Source organism: Desulfohalobium retbaense DSM 5692, from assembly GCF_000024325.1.
In the GTDB taxonomy this organism is placed as follows: Bacteria; Desulfobacterota; Desulfovibrionia; order Desulfovibrionales; family Desulfohalobiaceae; genus Desulfohalobium; species Desulfohalobium retbaense.
Genome location: NC_013223.1, coordinates 1,493,497 through 1,509,895, shown reverse-complemented (window position 1 = coordinate 1,509,895; position 16,399 = coordinate 1,493,497). Strand labels below are relative to the sequence as shown.

General features: G+C 59.1%; 15 protein-coding genes. 9 read left to right on the top strand and 6 right to left on the bottom strand.

Features of this window, described 5'->3' with window-relative positions; translation table 11 throughout:
• Positions 1-273: 273 nt before the first annotated feature.
• Together DRET_RS06435 and DRET_RS06430 are read left to right on the top strand one after the other, a co-directional pair.
• The gene (locus DRET_RS06435) at positions 274-3,516 is read left to right on the top strand and encodes a DUF748 domain-containing protein (RefSeq protein WP_015751722.1); all 3,243 of its coding nucleotides are present in this window, start codon (positions 274-276) and stop codon (positions 3,514-3,516) included.
• A 225-nt stretch (positions 3,517-3,741) separates the two neighbouring features.
• Positions 3,742-4,593, top strand: a complete 852-nt coding sequence (locus tag DRET_RS06430) for a deoxyribonuclease IV (protein ID WP_015751721.1) — start codon at positions 3,742-3,744, stop codon at positions 4,591-4,593.
• 155 nt (positions 4,594-4,748) lie between these two features.
• Here DRET_RS06430 and DRET_RS06425 read toward each other — a convergent pair whose 3' ends face one another.
• The 3 genes from DRET_RS06425 to DRET_RS06415 form a co-directional block, all read right to left on the bottom strand.
• Positions 4,749-5,342, bottom strand: coding sequence for a flavodoxin family protein (locus DRET_RS06425; RefSeq protein WP_015751720.1), 594 nt, complete (start codon positions 5,340-5,342; stop codon positions 4,749-4,751).
• A 62-nt stretch (positions 5,343-5,404) separates the two neighbouring features.
• Positions 5,405-6,214 (bottom strand): hypothetical protein, encoded by an 810-nt coding sequence (locus tag DRET_RS06420; RefSeq protein ID WP_015751719.1) that lies wholly within the window; start codon positions 6,212-6,214, stop codon positions 5,405-5,407.
• 53 nt (positions 6,215-6,267) lie between these two features.
• Positions 6,268-6,543 (bottom strand): acylphosphatase, encoded by a 276-nt coding sequence (locus DRET_RS06415; protein WP_015751718.1) that lies wholly within the window; start codon positions 6,541-6,543, stop codon positions 6,268-6,270.
• Positions 6,544-6,817: 274 nt separating this feature from the next.
• On the opposite strand from DRET_RS06415, the gene DRET_RS06410 reads away from it, so the two are divergent.
• Positions 6,818-7,051 carry a hypothetical protein gene (locus DRET_RS06410; RefSeq protein WP_015751717.1) on the top strand — a complete coding sequence of 78 codons (234 nt, stop codon included), beginning with the start codon at positions 6,818-6,820 and terminating at the stop codon, positions 7,049-7,051.
• Between the two features lie 167 nt (positions 7,052-7,218).
• Here the strand turns inward: DRET_RS06410 and DRET_RS06405 are convergent, their stop codons facing one another.
• On the bottom strand, positions 7,219-8,613 hold the full coding sequence (locus tag DRET_RS06405; RefSeq protein WP_015751716.1) for an NAD(P)/FAD-dependent oxidoreductase: 1,395 nt from the start codon (positions 8,611-8,613) through the stop codon (positions 7,219-7,221).
• 483 nt (positions 8,614-9,096) lie between these two features.
• Between DRET_RS06405 and DRET_RS06400 the strand changes: the two genes are divergently transcribed.
• On the top strand, positions 9,097-9,846 hold the full coding sequence (locus DRET_RS06400) for an ATP-binding protein (RefSeq protein ID WP_015751715.1): 750 nt from the start codon (positions 9,097-9,099) through the stop codon (positions 9,844-9,846).
• A gap of 223 nt (positions 9,847-10,069) precedes the next feature.
• Here DRET_RS06400 and DRET_RS06395 read toward each other — a convergent pair whose 3' ends face one another.
• Positions 10,070-10,753, bottom strand: coding sequence for a Crp/Fnr family transcriptional regulator (locus DRET_RS06395; protein ID WP_015751714.1), 684 nt, complete (start codon positions 10,751-10,753; stop codon positions 10,070-10,072).
• A 248-nt stretch (positions 10,754-11,001) separates the two neighbouring features.
• On the opposite strand from DRET_RS06395, the gene DRET_RS06390 reads away from it, so the two are divergent.
• The 5 genes from DRET_RS06390 to DRET_RS06370 all read left to right on the top strand — a co-directional run bounded on the left by DRET_RS06390 (position 11,002) and on the right by DRET_RS06370 (position 15,270).
• Positions 11,002-11,688: a 4Fe-4S dicluster domain-containing protein gene (locus DRET_RS06390; protein ID WP_015751713.1), complete on the top strand. Its 687-nt coding sequence runs from the start codon at positions 11,002-11,004 to the stop codon at positions 11,686-11,688.
• Positions 11,673-12,989 (top strand): 4Fe-4S binding protein, encoded by a 1,317-nt coding sequence (locus tag DRET_RS06385; RefSeq protein ID WP_015751712.1) that lies wholly within the window; start codon positions 11,673-11,675, stop codon positions 12,987-12,989. The genes DRET_RS06390 and DRET_RS06385 overlap by 16 nt, the downstream gene beginning before the upstream one ends.
• Before the next feature lie 35 nt (positions 12,990-13,024).
• On the top strand, positions 13,025-13,690 hold the full coding sequence (locus DRET_RS06380; RefSeq protein WP_015751711.1) for a nitrite/sulfite reductase domain-containing protein: 666 nt from the start codon (positions 13,025-13,027) through the stop codon (positions 13,688-13,690).
• 71 nt (positions 13,691-13,761) lie between these two features.
• Positions 13,762-14,445, top strand: coding sequence for a YiaD family glycine zipper/OmpA-like lipoprotein (locus DRET_RS06375; protein WP_015751710.1), 684 nt, complete (start codon positions 13,762-13,764; stop codon positions 14,443-14,445).
• A gap of 219 nt (positions 14,446-14,664) precedes the next feature.
• On the top strand, positions 14,665-15,270 hold the full coding sequence (locus DRET_RS06370) for a hypothetical protein (RefSeq protein WP_015751709.1): 606 nt from the start codon (positions 14,665-14,667) through the stop codon (positions 15,268-15,270).
• A gap of 164 nt (positions 15,271-15,434) precedes the next feature.
• Here DRET_RS06370 and DRET_RS06365 read toward each other — a convergent pair whose 3' ends face one another.
• Positions 15,435-16,364, bottom strand: coding sequence for a LysR substrate-binding domain-containing protein (locus DRET_RS06365; protein WP_015751708.1), 930 nt, complete (start codon positions 16,362-16,364; stop codon positions 15,435-15,437).
• Positions 16,365-16,399: the final 35 nt, after the last annotated feature.

Below are 16,399 nucleotides of genomic sequence, written 5' to 3'. Positions count from 1 at the left end.
CGCTTTGGTATCCCGGACTCGGCAAGCGGTTTGTCCCTTGTGATCTTCTTCGCGTCCTGTCACGAGAAGGTGTCTCGTTTTTGGGGCCGGCTTTGCCCCTACGCGCACAAAGGTGAGACATTCAAGGGCGTCTGTTTCGGCTCTGACGTAAGCTGGTTGAAGAACTTCCTTTATTTTTGCCTTTAAATCTCCTATCCAGGTCGTATCGTGTGGGAATCAGGGTGTATGTCCTTGCTCCGCGTTGTACGATCAACCTCCACAAGGGGCGTTTACATGGGAGACCTTCGCGCGCGCTGGAAGCGGCTCCATTGGATCATAAGGTCATTGGCTCTTTTCTGTCTGCTGCTCGGACTCTACGCTGCAGCCGGATTCTGGGGGGTACCCGCGCTGGGAGGCTATCTTCTGGAAAACCAGGTCGCCGAGCGGCTGGAAAAAGAAGTTGCTCTGGACCAGCTCACATTCAACCCCTTTACGTGGCGTTTTGAGCTTAGCGGCCTGGAGGTCAGCGATGCTGATTTTTCAGATCCCGTGCTTGCCATGGGCGGCTTGCAGGGGAATCTCCAATTTGGGGACCTGCTCGATTTGGCTTTGCGGCTCGAGGACCTTCAATGTCGTGGGCTGCAGGTCCAAACGGCCGGTTTTGACGTGCCAGGGGCCCCGTTCACCCTGGACTTGAACGGAATGCGGGCCGCGACACGGGTGGGCCTTGAACGGTCCTCGGAACCGGACTCCTCGTGGATGCCTGTTGTCAACGCGACTCTCGCAATCAGCGAATGTACCCTGAGCGAACCCGAACACGGCACGGTCGTCTCACTGGCCTCCGGTGCGGTGGAACTCGAGCGTTTTGCGCCGCTGGAAAAGACGGCCACGGTGAACGCCATCAGCCTGCAGGCCCCTTTTGCCAAAGTGGTGCGCCGTGGTGATGGAAACCTCAATTGGGCCGGCTATTTCGTGGCGTCTGCTTCGGCCAATGCCACAGCGCCTGACCCGCCCTCCTCTCCTTTTGCCTTTTCCTTGGCCTCATTCACCGTCGCCAATGGTATCGCCCGTTTCGAGGACCGCAGTGTCGCCTCGACTATCGAGAAAAGGGTTGCCCTGAACGCAACGCTCAGTGATTTGAGCACCACCGCGTCTTCCCCAGCCTCGTTCCAGGCGCGGGCACGGACCAAGGCCGGAGAAACAATTGAGGTCAAAGGCGATCTGCGTCTGGCCCCCGCGCTTGCGACCAACGGCTCACTCGCGTTTGACGGAGTCTCCCTGCCGCACTACGGGCCCTATTACCAGCCTGCCCTGCCTTTTGAACTCGCCTCAGGCCAAGTCCAGGGGCGGACCACGTTTCGTTTCGCCCCTGAAAGCGATGAACAGTTGCATCTTGCTGGATCTGATCTTGCGATCTCGGGGCTGAGCCTGCGTGATCCGCAACTCGGCACAGAACTGTTCTCTTTGCCGCAGGCGAATGTGACCAACGGCACAGTGCGCCTTGATGGGCAAGCGGTGCACATTGCGGCTGTGGATCTGCAGGGCGGCAAGGTCCATCTCCAGCGTCATGCCGACGGCCAGCTGCACCTCATGCGCCTGTTGGGAGAGGTCGGTAGCCAAAAAGCTTCGACTGCAACCTCGGCCCACGCCGGGGCGGGCCGGGATAAAGCGGACGCTTCCCCGGCCTGGCGGGTCCGGGTCCAGGAGAGTACTCTGGCCGACTGGACTGTGCGCTGGCAGGATGAGGCCGCGCCCCGTCCGGATGCACTCACTGTTTCCGACATCGATCTTGCGCTGCGGCATATCGATTCAGCCCTGGCCACTCCCCTTGAATTGGCGTTGAGCGGAAGTCTGAACACCGGGGGGAATCTTACCCTGGACGGGAATCTGGATCCGAAAACACTGACCGGGACCGGCTCCTTTGCCCTGAACGATCTCGATATCCGCGCCGGCCGGATGTATGTGCCGGGGTCGATGCAACTCTCCTTGCGCCGGGGGGTTGTAGACGGAACGGGGACCTGGAAATTGCGTCCTGGAGACGGGATTGCGCCTCAGCTGAGCGGGGATTTGGCGCTCAAGGAGTTCGAGGCCGGAGCCAGCGGTGATCCCGATACACTGCTTGGGGTCACGCGACTGGCGTGTAACGGGTTCAGCGTGGCTCTGCCGGAGCAGGCCATCACAATCCGCAAAGTCCAACTGGTCGAACCCTACGCCGACCTCAAGGTCAATGCCAACGGGCGACTCAATCTCCGTACCGTTTTCTCTGGCGAACCGGCGCACGAGACAAACGCCACCCGCTCCGCCACGCCTCGCGCATCGGATACGTCCGCACCACAGGAAAACGCTCGGGAACGTAAGTTGGCTGTGAACCAGATTGAGGTCGAAAAAGGGTATGTGGCCTTTGCCGATCAGACATTTTCTCCGGCCATGTCCACCTCGTTGCAAGATATTTCCGCCTCGCTGGACGAATTGGTCCTGGGATCTCCCGAGCCCTCGCGCTTGACGCTGAAAGCCGGGATCGAAGGCCACGCCCCGCTCTATCTCCAGGGGCAAATCGCGCCGTTTGCACGTCCAGTGCAATCCGATCTGACCCTGACCCTGTCCAATCTGGATATGGTCACTTTGAGTCCGTATTTGCGCAAATATCTGGCCTATCCGGTGTCCACCGGCCAGCTTTCCTGGGAATCCTCCATTGCAACCAAGGAAAATACCTTGCAGGCCTCCAATGCGTTTCGCTTTGAACGTTTTGTGCTGGGAGAGAAGGTCGACGACCCCGATGCCCCGAACATCCCGGTCAAATTGGCCTTGTCGCTCTTGCAGGACGGCCAGGGGGACATGGACCTCAACGTTCCGGTCGAAGGCGACCTCAATGATCCCGGATTTCGCCTTGGCGGGGTGATCATGAAGGCGATCATCGGGGTTTTTCGGAACATTGCCTCCGCGCCCTTCAGCTTCATCGGCTCCATGTTCGGGAGCGGCGAGGATGTCAGCTTCGTCTCCTTTGCCCCGGGTCGGGCCGATTTGACGGACATGGCCCGCACCAAGCTCCAAACCGTGGCCGAAGCCCTGAAAAAACGGCCTCGATTACAGATCGACCTCACAGGTCTGGTCGATTCGGCAGCCGATCGTCAGGCCATGCGTGACCGTGCTTTCGACAACCGGATCAAAGGGGCGAAATATCGGGAATTGGAGCAGGCCGGTGTGGCGCCGCAGGACATTGGAGCGGTCTCCTTTGGTGATCAGGAGGAATACCGAAAGTACGTGGTTCAGGTTTATCAGAAAATCCTGAACGAAGCCGGCGACAAGGCGCCCGCAGATGAGGATCTCTCCCTGGAGACAATGGAAGAGCGCATCCGGGCTACGATCGCGGTCACGGCCAATGAATTGCAGGCCTTGGCCGCGCAACGTACTGCGGTGGTCCAATCTTTTCTCATCGCTGAGCAGGAGGTCGCGGCAGAACAGGTCTTTCGCAAGAGTGCTGACACGGCCATCTCCGAGCAGGACAAGGCCAGGGTGCGCCTTGGTCTCCACGGTTGAATTGTAGGGCTGGGGGTGCCTGGCTGAATCCGGCCCCTCAAGCGCAAGCAGACAACGCCAAGGCAGAGCAGGCCGTTGAAGATTTCAAAATGGTAGCAACTGGAATACGTTCAGACTCGTCGGTACGAATATCTCGGCTGCGACCATGAATTTTCTGTCGCCGTCCCTTGGGGGGTGAACGACCTGCGGTAGGCGAAATTTTTCACCAGTCAGAGAGGCTCGTTCATGCAATATCTCGGGGCCCATATGTCCATTGCCGGCAATCTCTGTAACGCCTTCGAGCACATCCGGGCTGTTCAGGGGACAGCGCTGCAGATTTTTACCCGCAACCAGCGCCAATGGAAAATCCCGCCGCTCAGCAGCCAGGAAGTCGCCGATTTTCTGGCTGCCTGGGAGGATTGGGGAGAGTATCCTGTGGTCGCTCACGACTCCTATCTCATCAATCTGGCCGGGAACAAAGACGAGGCGGTCCAGAAGTCCATTCACGCCTTTACCGAAGAGTTGCGGCGGATTGAGGCCCTGTCCATATCAGGTCTGGTCACCCATCCCGGTTCGCATCTTGGCGACGGTCCGGAAAAGGGGTTGCAACGCTACGTGGACCGTTTGGACCGTTGTTTTGCAGAATCGGAAACCAGCCGGGGCATGGTCCTGCTGGAAACCACGGCCGGACAAGGCACCAACCTCGGCGCCCGCTTCGAGGAACTGGCCTGGATCATCGAGCATTCCCAGTATCCTGAGCGCCTCGGCGTTTGCCTTGACACCTGCCACGTCTTTGCCGCCGGCTACGAATTGCGCACTGAAGAAGGCTACCAGCAGACCCGGGACCAATTCGAACGCATCCTCGGACTCGACCGCTTGCAGTGCGTTCATTGTAACGATTCCAAGGGGGAACTCGGGAGCCGGAAAGATCGCCACGAGCATATCGGCCGGGGAACGATCGGTTCCCAGGGATTCGCCAACGTGGTCAATGATCCCGCGTTGGCACAGATTCCGTTTATCCTGGAAACCCCGAAGAGCAAGGACCTGCACGAGGATGTGGCCAATATGCAGGCCCTATGGGATCTGGTTCGTCACTGATCGCCCTTTTTGCACACGACAACGGCCGGCAACCCTGGATGAAAGGATGCCGGCCGTTGTCGTTCACTGCTATGGCCTCTCAGGCCCGCACCGCCGCCCATGGACGGCGGATATAAACAGGACAGCTTGTCTGGAAGTTGTGCCGCAGGATGCTTTTATGGCAGGTGTTCTGCAAGACTCCGGCCCATGCGGTGGGCCGCGGCCATCGTCTCCTCGAGTCGTTTCACGCCACCAGCGTCGAACACGGAATACACGGTCAGCGTGTCGACAATACCATAGCCCAGGGCCTCCAGCGGCTTGGTCTGCATTTCGATGGTTATGCCCATCGCGTTTTCATGTTCCGGCTGCTCGCCGATGCCAACGACCACCGCCTGGCGCCCTTGCCCGGCAAGGCGGCTGGAGAAGACCCGGGGCCGGTCGTCGGTGAAGTCGTAATAACAGTACAGGCGATCGATAAAGGCCTTCATCAAGGCGGTGATATTGTAGTTGTGGGCAGGGGAAACCAGAACCAGTCCTCTGGCCGCCTCGAACTCGGGATAGACGACATTCATGCCGTCTATGAACCGGGTGCAGGCCTTGTCTTTACGGCACCGCTCACAGCCGACGCAGGAGGAAAACTGGATATCGCGCAAAGCGAAGGCTTTGGTCGAGGTGCCGGTCTCTGCCGCGCCGGCGAGGATGGTCTGGACCAGGGCGTCGCTGTTGCCACCGCGACGGGGACTCCCGCTGATACCGAGGATGTCGGCCATGTTCAACTCCTTTGAGGGCTTAGATTCTGGCATTGGCCCGGAACAAGAAGGTCTCGCCCCCTTCAGCCGGAGGCAGGTTTGGTCTTCTTGACCGTAGTGATGATGGTTTCAATCTCTTTTGGGGCCTGGGCGTACAGTTCAGCCGCGTACGACTTGATGTGGCTGTCGACCTCTTTTGCCTTTGGGAAGTCGGGATAGGCGTCGAGACGGGCACAGGTAAAATCCGGAGCGACAAAGGCCATATCTTCGTCAAGATTGTATTGCAGGGGAATGCCCGCCAGGGATTCCTTTTCTGTTTGTTCCACATTGAGCTGTTTGGAAAATTGCAAGGCCTGGCTGGGGGTGTTGAACTGATTGGCTTGCTCGATCTTGGCGGTGATCTCCCGGCACATGCGCTCTAGCTGTTTGTAATGCACAGTCACCCGCTTGCAGCGGGGATTCTCGGGATCATTGTAATAGCGGCCGTACATGTAGGCGTGGGCGGTCTGGACCACCTCAGCATAGGTCTCGCGGACAAGAGCGCCGTAGCGGCTCTTGGTCCGGATGCCCCATGGCACCCGGAGGCACCCCAGATCCGGTGGGGTGTTCTCGGGCGGTATGGGCACCGCATCCGGATCCACGCCTATAGAGGTGTAAAAGCCCCGTACTGTCGGCGGATTGCCAGAGCGCAGCAGGAAATAGAGTGTGGCCTGGCTGCGGAAGACCTCTTTCTGAATCTCCCGCAACTGCTCCACCTTGGCCTGGTATTCCTGGAGGGCGTTTTCAATACTGCGGCGTTGGCCGAAAAAACTGTCCGCCGCTTCCTTGAGGGTTTCCTCAGCCAGGGAATCCGCCATACATTCGTATTGGGCTTTGTTTTTCTTGCCAGCCATATCACTCTCGTGCCCCGACGCTGCTCTATGTGACGCGGTGCCGGGAAATCGCTTCAGCGACGCAGTTCAAATTTGTCAAAGGATTTATCGTAATCTATCCAATCGCATTCCACCTTATCGACCCGCCCCAATGAGGGCCCCTGCAGGATGCGATTTCTGAAATTCTCCAATTGTTCCATTTCACCCTGGGCCAGGATCTCCACCCGCCCATCGTGCAGATTGCGGACCCAACCACCGAGTCCCAGGCTTCGAGCATGGTCCTGGGCCCAGGTGCGAAAACCGACCATCTGAACTTTTCCACTCAGTACACAATGCAGACTCTGTGGCATGGGTAGTCCTCCTTTCCGTGTCTTGGTGCAAAAGGACGCGGTCCGTTGTCCAACCCCGTCCTTTGCAGCCTTGGAAGCCGGTTCATGGGGCAATGCGCCAAAGGATTGTGCGTCTGACAAGGATCATCGAGCTCGCGCCCTTGTCTCCTTTTCATTCGTGAGATAACTCGCGCAGCGGAATTTGTCCATGGGCCCGCCACTTCGTCAAGGCAGTCTGCATTCGTAAACGGCTTCAGACTTGGCAAGCCCCCCTTTGACAGGCTAGACAACAGATATGCGCTTTTTGGAGTATTTAACACAGGCCGGGTATATTCCGTTCGCCGGGGCGGTGGCACCGGAAGTCTACGATTTTTTCCGCTGTCCGCATCCTGAACGGGCTAAATGGTATATCCACCACGGCCAGAACAGTTTCCAATGTGTGGGGTGTCGGGAGCAATGCGAAACCGACGACCCTTCAGGTTTCCAATGTCTGCTTCCTTTGGCGTGGGAGGAGTTGGCTGGAAAGTAAAGCGTGCTTGGCTGGCTGAAAGACTCAGCGACCAGATACAATAAAGGCGGGCACCTGCTGGTGCCCGCCTTTATTGTATCTGGTCGCTGACCACGGATCTCGGCTGACAGATTCGCTGAACCGAACATTTTTTGCCGGGACTGCGTGAAGATGGTTTGCGGCGGCTGCTAGATCTCGTGTCCCAAGATAGCTTTGGCCGGCATCAAGCCTGTCGCCGAGGCGGAGACGATATTTCCGGCCACACCGGGACCGTCGCCTGCGACGTAGAGGCCGCGCACTTTGGTTTCCAGGCGGCTGTTGGTCTGGACCTGGGTGGCGAAAAACTTGATTTCCGGGGCGTACAGCAAGGTTTCTTCATTGGCGACGCCGGGAACGACGTGGTTGAGTTTTTCCAATCCCTCCACGAGATTGGTCAAAATCCGTTCCGGCAAGGCCATAGCGATATCGCCGCAGACCACATTTTTCAGGGTCGGCTCGATATATCCCTTGCGGATACGGTGCCAAGTGGAACGGCGTCCCCGTTTGAGGTCGCCGAAGCGTTGCAGGATCGGACGGCCGCCCCCGATAAGCGAGGCCAGCTTGCCAATGGAGACTCCGTAGGCCTGGTTGTCCGTGACCGGTTCAGTGAGCACGACTTTGGACAGGAAGGCGAAATTGGTATTTTCGGATTTTTTGTCCAGGTAGGCGTGCCCGTTGACGCAGACGAAGTCCTGATAGTTTTCCAGGGAGACGAAGCCGCCCTTGTTGGTGCAAAAGGTCCGGGTCTGATCGTCGTATTTGCTGGTCTGGATGAAAAAGGTCGGGTCGTAGATGACATCGGTCAGGTCCTGCATGATCTCGTTGTGGACCTCGACCCGGACCCCGACCTCGATTCCCCGCTGACTGAGCGGAATATCCAAACCCTGGGCGATTTTGCCCATCCACTCTGCGCCGACGCGTCCCGGAGCGAGGATCACGGACTCGGCAGTATAGTTCCCTTTGCTGGTGCGCACGCCTTGAATACGGTTGTTGTCCACCAGCACTTCTTCCACGGATTCGTTGCAGTGGATGCGCACCCCTTTTTGTTCCACATAATCGTGCATGCCGGCGATATGGCCGGGGAGGCAATCGCTGCCAAGGTGTTTTTGCTTGATCAGCAAAAGTTCGATGCCGTCTTTGCGGGCCTGTTTGCGGATTTCCCGGGCTGTGTCCATATCAGTGGGAAAGACCGGCCCGTCCATGCCAAAGGTGTTGAAAATCGACTCTGTTTCGTCGATCAGCCGCTGGGCCTTTGGCTTGGAGATGAATTGGGTCAGGTCGGTCTTGCCCAATTTGTGGATGAAATTGAGCTTGCCGTCGGAAAACAGCCCGGCGCCACCGACACCGGAAAGGATGTTGCACGGTTGGCAGCGCAGACATTCCTGCTCCGCAGTGATCGGGCAATACCGCTTGCGCGGGTCTTTTCCCTTTTCCAGCAGCAGGACCTTCTTGTCCGAATGTTCGGCCAGATAATAGGCGGCAAACAGACCAGCCGGTCCGCCACCGACAATAATAACGTCAAAATGGTGTGCATTGGGGGTCATGGTGTGTTCTCCAAAAAACGAGTCGTGCCTCGGGGGCTCAGGACAAAAGAAATGCGAGTTTCCGCTCTGTGCGCAAAACCCGCATCTTCCATATCTATCCCGAAATCGTTGTGAAGGCAAGGGAAGAAGCAGTCGCTGGGTTTACGCAGGGGACAGAGGCGATTGGCGGCATGTTGCGGTCATCGGCTGGCGCTTGTTTGGGCCCTTGCGTGGTTGGTGCCCTTGCCTTCGGTCGGCCAGGGAGACGCGGGCCCGGGGCGAATCGTAAAAGGGAGTTTTCAGGGCTTTTCAGGCTATGAGGATGTGGCTCTTCGTCACAGGGCATGGAATTTCAGACGGCAAACTCCAAAAATCCACTGGATCCGTCAAAGAACCGAGGATGTTCGCCAAATTTGATCCGCGTCAAAGCCGCATTTCTGCAGGTGGGGCATGGTGGCCTCGACGACACCGACTAGCTTTTTTGACATCCACAAAGGAGTGACCATGAAGACCACCAGAAAAATCATCCATATCGACGAAGACCTTTGCGACGGCTGCGGCCAGTGTGTGCCCTCCTGTGAGGAAGGGGCCATCCAGATCGTCAATGGCAAGGCCAAACTGGTCGCGGACAAGTATTGCGATGGCCTCGGCAATTGCCTGGGCGAATGCCCTCAGGGGGCGATTACCATGATCGAACGTGAAGCCGACCCCTTTGATGAAAAGGCTGTGGAGGAACTCCTCGCCGCGCAGGGGCGTGCTGTCCAGCAGCCCTCCTCCGGCGGTTGCCCCTCTCGCCAGCTGCATTCCTTTTCGCCGTGTCAGCAGGCAAATGCGCCGACCACGCAGAGTGGTTCCAGTTTGTCGCACTGGCCGGTGCAGATCCGGTTGGTCCCCGCGCATGCGCCGTTTCTGGACCAAGCCGATCTCCTGGTCACCGCCGATTGCGCCCCTGTGGCCTGCGGAGAGTACCATTCCTTGCTGCAAGGCAAAGTGGCCTTGCTCGGCTGCCCCAAGTTCGACAATGCCGAAGAATATATCGCGAAGTTTGTCGAGATTTTCACCAAGGCCGATATCCGTTCGGTGACCGTGCTGCATATGGAAGTGCCCTGCTGTTCGGGCCTGCCGAAAATCGTGGCCGAGGCGCGCCGAAGAACCGGCGTGGAGGTGCCTGTGGAAAATGTGCTCGTCTCCACCCGCGGGGAAATCCTCTCCCGTGAGCCGCTGCCGGGTCAGGAACTGGTCATGGCCCAATAGAAAGGCACCAGGCGGCCGCGCGGGTGCCCATCCGTTTCCAGAATCACCGCTTCGTCAGACGTTGCCCTGACGAAGCGGACTTTTACTGGAAGTGGTGGACAGGAGCCCTGTTGCAAAACACCGTGTCAGGCAGCCGTGCGGCACACCCCAAAGGGTGCCGGCGCAAAAGATGAGCTGGGGAGTTTATCTCGAGAGGTCTGAAGCGTGGGGGACGCTTTTTTTGTTAGAGCCGGATCTCCCCCTCGGCGACCTCTTCGAGTTGATCGGGGTCCAGAATGCTGATCCGGCGTCCTTTGACCTGGATGATGCCGGCCTCGCTCAGCTTGTTTAAAATTCGGGACAAGGTCTCCTGGGAGGTCCCGAGGATCTTGGCCAGAACCCCTTTGGAGACGTCCAGGGTCACGTCGCTTGTCTCCGGGAGCTGATGCTGGCGCTCGACGAGATAGGCGGCCAGCCGTTGAGGGATTTCCTTGAGGGACAGGTTTTCGATCAACCTGGTGAACTCGCGCAGCCGCTGGCTCAGAACCGCAAGCATATTCATGGCCAGCGAGGGATCAGAGGTGTAGAGCTCGAGCAGCTTCCTGCGCGGGAAAAAGGCCACTTCGGCCTTCTCCAGGGCTTCGCCGTTGGCTGGAAAAGTCTGTCCGGCAAAGACGGGCACTTCGCCGACCGGTTCGCCCCGACCGAAGATGTGCAGGATCTGTGCCTTGCCTTCCAGAGAGAGTTTGAAGATCTTGATCCGTCCGGACAAGACGACGTAGAACCCGGCGGCTTCCGTTCCTTCGGAAAAAATGGTCTGGCCGCGTTCAAAACTGAGGCGTTGGCTGATGCCCTGCAACCGTTCCAGCTGCTCGTCGGTCAGGCCGGTGAAAAGCGGTGCCTGGCGCAATGTCTGGGTTGTTTCCATAGCAATCCATGTGCTCTTTTTTGGGGGTGGACGTGCAGCGTGGTCTGGCTGGAGCTGGCCGTTGCCAATCTCCCAATGGCAGAAATTGCAACAGGTTCAAATTCCTGGGTACAAATACGTACGCTGCGACCTTGACCGTTTTCTCGCAGTCCCTTGGGATTGCTGAACGACCTGCGCTATACGAATTTTTCAACAATCAGGCAGCAGGCACAACCCCCCTATCAGGGGAAACATTGGTTTGGTGATCTATGCAGGATTCCACGACTGAAATCAATATCTGCCGGGGGGTTCGCGGTGGCGGGTGTCCGCGGACCCTTATCGATTCCCCGGGGATTGCGGACAGGATGGCCGGAGCGGTCCAGGCCACACCCTGGCCCGGGGTCTGTCAGCCAGCCGGCGGCAGCCCTGCCAAGGCCCACGACAGATTGCGCATCAGCGTGGCTGGGTGTCCCAATGGGTGTTCTCGCCCTCCCATCGCTGATATCGGCTTTATCCGGGCGGTGCGCCCCAGGTGTCAAAGGACAAGCTGTACCTTGTGTGGCAACTGTCTGGCCGCCTGCCGCGAAGGGGCTCTGCATTTCGATCTGGCGGGCGTGTGTATCGACCCCTTGACCTGCATGCAATGCGGGGCTTGCCAGCGAGTCTGTACGGAAAGGGCCCTTGAGGGATACCTGTCGGGATGGCGGGTCATGATTGGGGGACGGTTGGGGCGTCATCCCGAGTTGGCGCTGGAACTTCCCGGACTCTTTTCCAATCAGCAGGCCCTGGACCTTCTCTCGGCCACGGCGGCGTGGTGGGCCGAACACTGGTCTCCCCGGACCCGATTGGGTGCCAAACGCGCCGCCCTGGCTGCAACACTGGTCGCTCAAGGGCATGTAGCTCTTTTCCATCCCGGTCCGGGGTCGTTGTCGGAGGAGATATGCGCCCAGCCGTGATGCGCCGCAGTCTGGGGGTGCTGGTCTGCCTGCTGCTGGCTGCCCACAGTCTTCGCCTCGGCGATTTTGGCCTGAGCGGGGCCTGGCTCGGTCTGGGCGGGCTTGTCCTGACCCGTCAGGCGTGGGTGCGTTGGGTTGTAGCAGCGGCCTGTCTCTGGGGTGTCTGGATCTGGGGCACGACCACAGTGGAGCTGGTGCAGTTCCGACTGGCCCTTGGGGCGCCGTGGGCCCGGCTGGCCGGGATTCTCGGCACCGTGTTTACGGTGACTGCGGCAACGGGATGGCTCTTTGTCCATTCCAGCGCTGAACGGATCTCCCCCCGCCATCGCTCCCAGCAAGGCCCCCTGGCTGCGATCTTTCTGCTCACTGTGGTCTTGCTCGCCCTGGCTCGGCGCAGCACGCCGTTTCCCATACTATTGGCGGACCGGTTCTGGCCCGGCTCGGGGTGGCTGGAAATCCTGGTGCTTGGGCTCTATGCGGTTTGGGCCGGGACCAAATTTCTCGATCCCGAACAGCGGCTCCAGTGGCGGCCACGGCTTTGGGGCTTTTTTTCTGTGGTTTTTTTCGCCCAACTCGCTTTGGGACTCGCTGGCCTGGAACAGTTTCTTATGAGCGGAGACCTCCATCTTCCCGTCCCGGCGCTTATCGCTGCGGGCCCAGTCTATCGCGGCGGTGGACTCTTCATGCCTGTTTTGTTTACCGTCACCGTGCTGCTCGTCGGGCCGGCCTGGTGCAGTCATTTGTGCTATATCGGCGCTTGGGACGACGGCTTGAGCCGGAGTGGTGGCAAACGCCCCGCTGCCCCGCCGCGCTGGACCCTTTGGCTTCGGCTGATACTGCTGTTTGTTGTCGTGGCCACGGCCTGGGGGTTGCGTGCGCTTGGCCTGGAACCGCGCTTGGCGGTGGCGATGGCTGGTGGATTCGGGCTTGCCGGCGTCGCAGTCATGCTTGTAGGTTCGCGGCGCCAGGGCATGATGGTCCATTGCACGACCTTTTGCCCCATCGGCATTGTGGCCAATATCCTCTCCCGCCTGAGTCCGTGGCGACTCAGGATCGGTAGCGGCTGCAGCCGGTGCGGGCGGTGCCAGCGCGTCTGCCGCTATAATGCCCTGGATACCGAAGATTTTGAGCGGGGACGTCCCGGGCTGGCCTGCACCCTGTGCGGTGATTGCCTTGCCGCCTGCCCGGAGGGACAACTCCGGTTGGACTTCCCGGGATTGTCTGCGGGCGCCGCGCACCAAGCCTTCGTGGTCTTGATCGTGGCCCTGCACGCCGTGTTTCTCGGTGTGGCCCGGATATGACTCGAAAACCATTCGTAACCAACAGGATTGAGACTATGAGTAACGTGCCTCAAGGGGCTATTCTTCAGCGTGACAAAACCACTTATGCCATCAAACCGCGCACCCCACTGGGAGTCCTGACCCCGGAAATCCTGGAGGCAGTGGCTCGAGTGGCGCGCCGTTTCAATGTGCAGACTGTGAAAATGACCTCGGGTCAGCGCTTGATCCTCATCGGGTTGCGGGCCGAAGATTTTCCGGCCGTGCAGGAGGAATTGGGTGAATTGGGCACCATCTGCGTCCATTACGTCCAGGCCTGTCCCGGGGTGGAAACCTGCATGTACGGAGTTCAGGACTCGATGGGGCTCGGGGCCCGCCTGGAAGCGCTCGTTGGCCCTATGGCATTGCCGGCCAAGGTCAAGATCGGGGTTTCAGGGTGTCCGTTCTCCTGTGGCGAGAGCCATGTCCGTGATATCGGCCTTGTGGGTCGGAAAAAGGGTTGGACTGTGCTTTTCGGAGGCAATGCTGCCTGGAAACCGCGTTTTGGGGACCCGGTGGCCACGGATTTGTCCGATGAGCAGGCTGTTGCCTGTGTCCAGGCCTGTCTGCGTGTCTACGCCGAGCAAGCGAGGAAAAAGGAGCGCACGGCCCGCTTCATTGAACGGCTCGGACTGGACCACCTGCGTCACGAGCTTGATTTCTCTGTCTCGGAAGGCTATCAATAAAGAACGCTTGAGGAATTCGGCCTCTTAGCGTGATGTAAAACTCATGGCCTCGAAACAAGAGGAGTTTTTCCATGCGGCGAACGAGTTTCAGCATTGTTTGTGTTCTGGCTTTGGCCTTGGTCCTGGCCGGTTGCGCTACTGCACCGAATCAACAGCAACGCGGTACGGCCATCGGCACTGCTGCCGGTGCCGGGGTCGGAGCTATTCTGGGGCAAGCGATCGGCAAGGACACCAAAGGGACCTTGATCGGAGCCGGTATCGGCGCCGTGCTCGGCGGGATTGCCGGGAACCGGGTCGGCGCCTATATGGACCGCCAGGAACAGGAATTGCGCAACGCCCTGGCCCAGGAACGCGCCGCCAGCGTGCGCCGGGAACAGGATATCCTGCGGGCGACCTTTGACAGCAATGTCCTGTTTGATTTCGACTCTGCCAGGGTCAAACCCGGCGGTGTGAGTGAACTCAATCGGGCTGCCTCGGTGTTCAACCGGTATCCCCAGACCCGTATCCGCGTTGAAGGCCATACCGACGCCAGCGGTTCGGAAGAGTACAATATGGATCTTTCTCGGCGACGGGCTCAAGCGGTCAAGGATGTCCTGGTCCAGCAGGGCGTTGATCCCCGCCGGGTTTCCACTGTCGGGTACGGCGAGACCCAGCCCGTGTCCTCGGATCCGGCAGCAAACCGCAGAGTGGAAGTCGTGATCGAGCCGATTGTGGCCAACTCCAACTCCGGTTCATCCTCTGGCTCAACATATTGATTTTGCAAAAAAACAACGGGTGGTGCAAAACGGCAGGGTTCGGCCCTGCCGTTTTTTTTACAGCTGTTTCCCTTGGATGAGGATCCAGGGGACACCGGCTTGGATTGACACCTGAAAGGGTCCTTTCTAGATACAAAAATATGGAAGCGAAAAGGAAAAACGGGCCCCACAAATGGAATCCAGAGGCTGCGTAACGCGCAAACCATAACGAGAATACCTATGCGGCACGCACTGGTCATTGGCCTTTTGTCCCTGGTCGTGGTTCTGGTCTCCCCGTGCCTGGGTCGAAGCGAAGCAACGCCCGGGCCTGAAAGCGCGGATTCCAGCTATGCCCTGAGCTTGTACGGCGGGGCGCTGACGGATGAGGATTGGCGCAAGTCGATTGGCGGGCAGGCTGATTTCGTGGAGTCGCAGCTGATTGTCGCAGCAGTCCAGCGCAGTCTGTGGGGAGAAAGCAGCGATCCCTGGTCGATCGGGGTGGAGGCCAATGTGGCCAAACATTTCGGGATTCAGGAGCATTGGGAGTTCAATTTGCCGGTGCTGACCTTGAATTGGCACCGTTTCCCCTGGAATGAGACATTACGGCAACGTGTTGGTTTCGGGGCCGGCCCCTCAGTCACGACCCAACGCCCCAAAGCCGAAGAGGAGATCAATCCCTCCTCGCGACACCTGCTACTGTACTGGCACCTGGAGACGACCCTTGCCCTGCCTCAGTCCCCGTGGTCTGTCCTGTTTCGCCTCCACCACCGTTCCACTGCCTATGGGGTCTTCGGGGATGAAGGCGGCAGCAATGCTCTGACCACAGGCATCCGCTACCATTTTTGAGTGTTATCTCGAAACGGGCGCGCTTGTTGTTCTCCCTCCCCTTCGCCCTGGTCCGCACGCATGTTTTCTTTGGTCATCTCCATTGCCTCCCTGTTTGCTTTGACAATGCGAGACGTGTGAGGGGCCTTTGACCCTCAATTCCCGGCCTCCTGAGCAGCCGCTTTCTACATACCCCGCGGGGCGCTGGGTTCGTTGGAGAGCGGTTCGACCTCTGGGGTGGCCGTGCCATTCCCTTCGTGGCGCAGACTTTCGAGAATGTGCGAGGCCAGGACATCTGTTGCCTCGTCCTCGCCCCACCCCGGTGTGAGCAACCCGATTTCGATTTCGGGCAGATCCGGCAATCCCTGTTCCGGACCGATGATGCGCATGGTCGGCGACAAGGTGTTCCGGGTCACGACGGTCACGGCCAGACCGGCGCTGACCGTGGCCCGAATCCCGGCCAAACCGCGGCTTTCGCAAATGATGCGCCACGGGGTGCCCGCGTTTTCCAGGGCCTTGAGGGCCTGGAGCCGGAAGGCGCAATATCCTTCGGGAAAGAGGGCCAGGGGCAGTGGCTGCTGCTCGTGGGCAAAGGCTTGGGCGTCTTCGACCCAGACGAGTTGTTCACGACGGACGAAGCGTCCGCTGGCGTTCTCCGGGTGCCGGGTGACCACGGCCAGGTCGATTTCTCCGGAATGGACCATCGGTTCCAGATTCCGGCTGAGTTCGCAGAAAATCTCCATTTGGATATTCGGGTACAATAACCCGAAGTGGGACAGGACCTGGGGCAGGAAATACGCCGCGTAATCGTCGGGCATGCCCAGACGGACCTTGCCTGAGATCTGCTCCTGTCCGACTTCGTTGAGCATGGCCTCCTGGATGCGCAGGATGCGCCGCGCATACGGCAGGACCATTTCCCCCAGGCTGGTTAAAGTCACCTGCCGGCTGGAACGGGCCAGCAGTTTCTTGCCGAGTTGCTGCTCCAGCCGGCGGACCTGCATGCTCACCGCTGATTGGGTCCGATAGAGCTTCGTCGCGGCCCGGGTAAAACTACCGAGTTCGGCCACGGTCACAAACGCGCGCAGGAGTTGGCTGTCAATATCCTTATCTAGCAAGATCTATGCCCTTTGCTTATAGAGAGATCACGTTT

Bases quoted from the DNA above. Each gene is read 5' to 3' on its own strand.
- DRET_RS06435 (WP_015751722.1), top strand. From the start codon at position 274: ATGGGAGACCTTCGCGCGCGCTGGAAGCGGCTCCATTGGATCATAAGG.
- DRET_RS06430 (WP_015751721.1), top strand. From the start codon at position 3,742: ATGCAATATCTCGGGGCCCATATGTCCATTGCCGGCAATCTCTGTAAC.
- DRET_RS06425 (WP_015751720.1), bottom strand. From the start codon at position 5,342: ATGGCCGACATCCTCGGTATCAGCGGGAGTCCCCGTCGCGGTGGCAAC.
- DRET_RS06420 (WP_015751719.1), bottom strand. From the start codon at position 6,214: ATGGCTGGCAAGAAAAACAAAGCCCAATACGAATGTATGGCGGATTCC.
- DRET_RS06415 (WP_015751718.1), bottom strand. From the start codon at position 6,543: ATGCCACAGAGTCTGCATTGTGTACTGAGTGGAAAAGTTCAGATGGTC.
- DRET_RS06410 (WP_015751717.1), top strand. From the start codon at position 6,818: ATGCGCTTTTTGGAGTATTTAACACAGGCCGGGTATATTCCGTTCGCC.
- DRET_RS06405 (WP_015751716.1), bottom strand. From the start codon at position 8,613: ATGACCCCCAATGCACACCATTTTGACGTTATTATTGTCGGTGGCGGA.
- DRET_RS06400 (WP_015751715.1), top strand. From the start codon at position 9,097: ATGAAGACCACCAGAAAAATCATCCATATCGACGAAGACCTTTGCGAC.
- DRET_RS06395 (WP_015751714.1), bottom strand. From the start codon at position 10,753: ATGGAAACAACCCAGACATTGCGCCAGGCACCGCTTTTCACCGGCCTG.
- DRET_RS06390 (WP_015751713.1), top strand. From the start codon at position 11,002: ATGCAGGATTCCACGACTGAAATCAATATCTGCCGGGGGGTTCGCGGT.
- DRET_RS06385 (WP_015751712.1), top strand. From the start codon at position 11,673: ATGCGCCCAGCCGTGATGCGCCGCAGTCTGGGGGTGCTGGTCTGCCTG.
- DRET_RS06380 (WP_015751711.1), top strand. From the start codon at position 13,025: ATGAGTAACGTGCCTCAAGGGGCTATTCTTCAGCGTGACAAAACCACT.
- DRET_RS06375 (WP_015751710.1), top strand. From the start codon at position 13,762: ATGCGGCGAACGAGTTTCAGCATTGTTTGTGTTCTGGCTTTGGCCTTG.
- DRET_RS06370 (WP_015751709.1), top strand. From the start codon at position 14,665: ATGCGGCACGCACTGGTCATTGGCCTTTTGTCCCTGGTCGTGGTTCTG.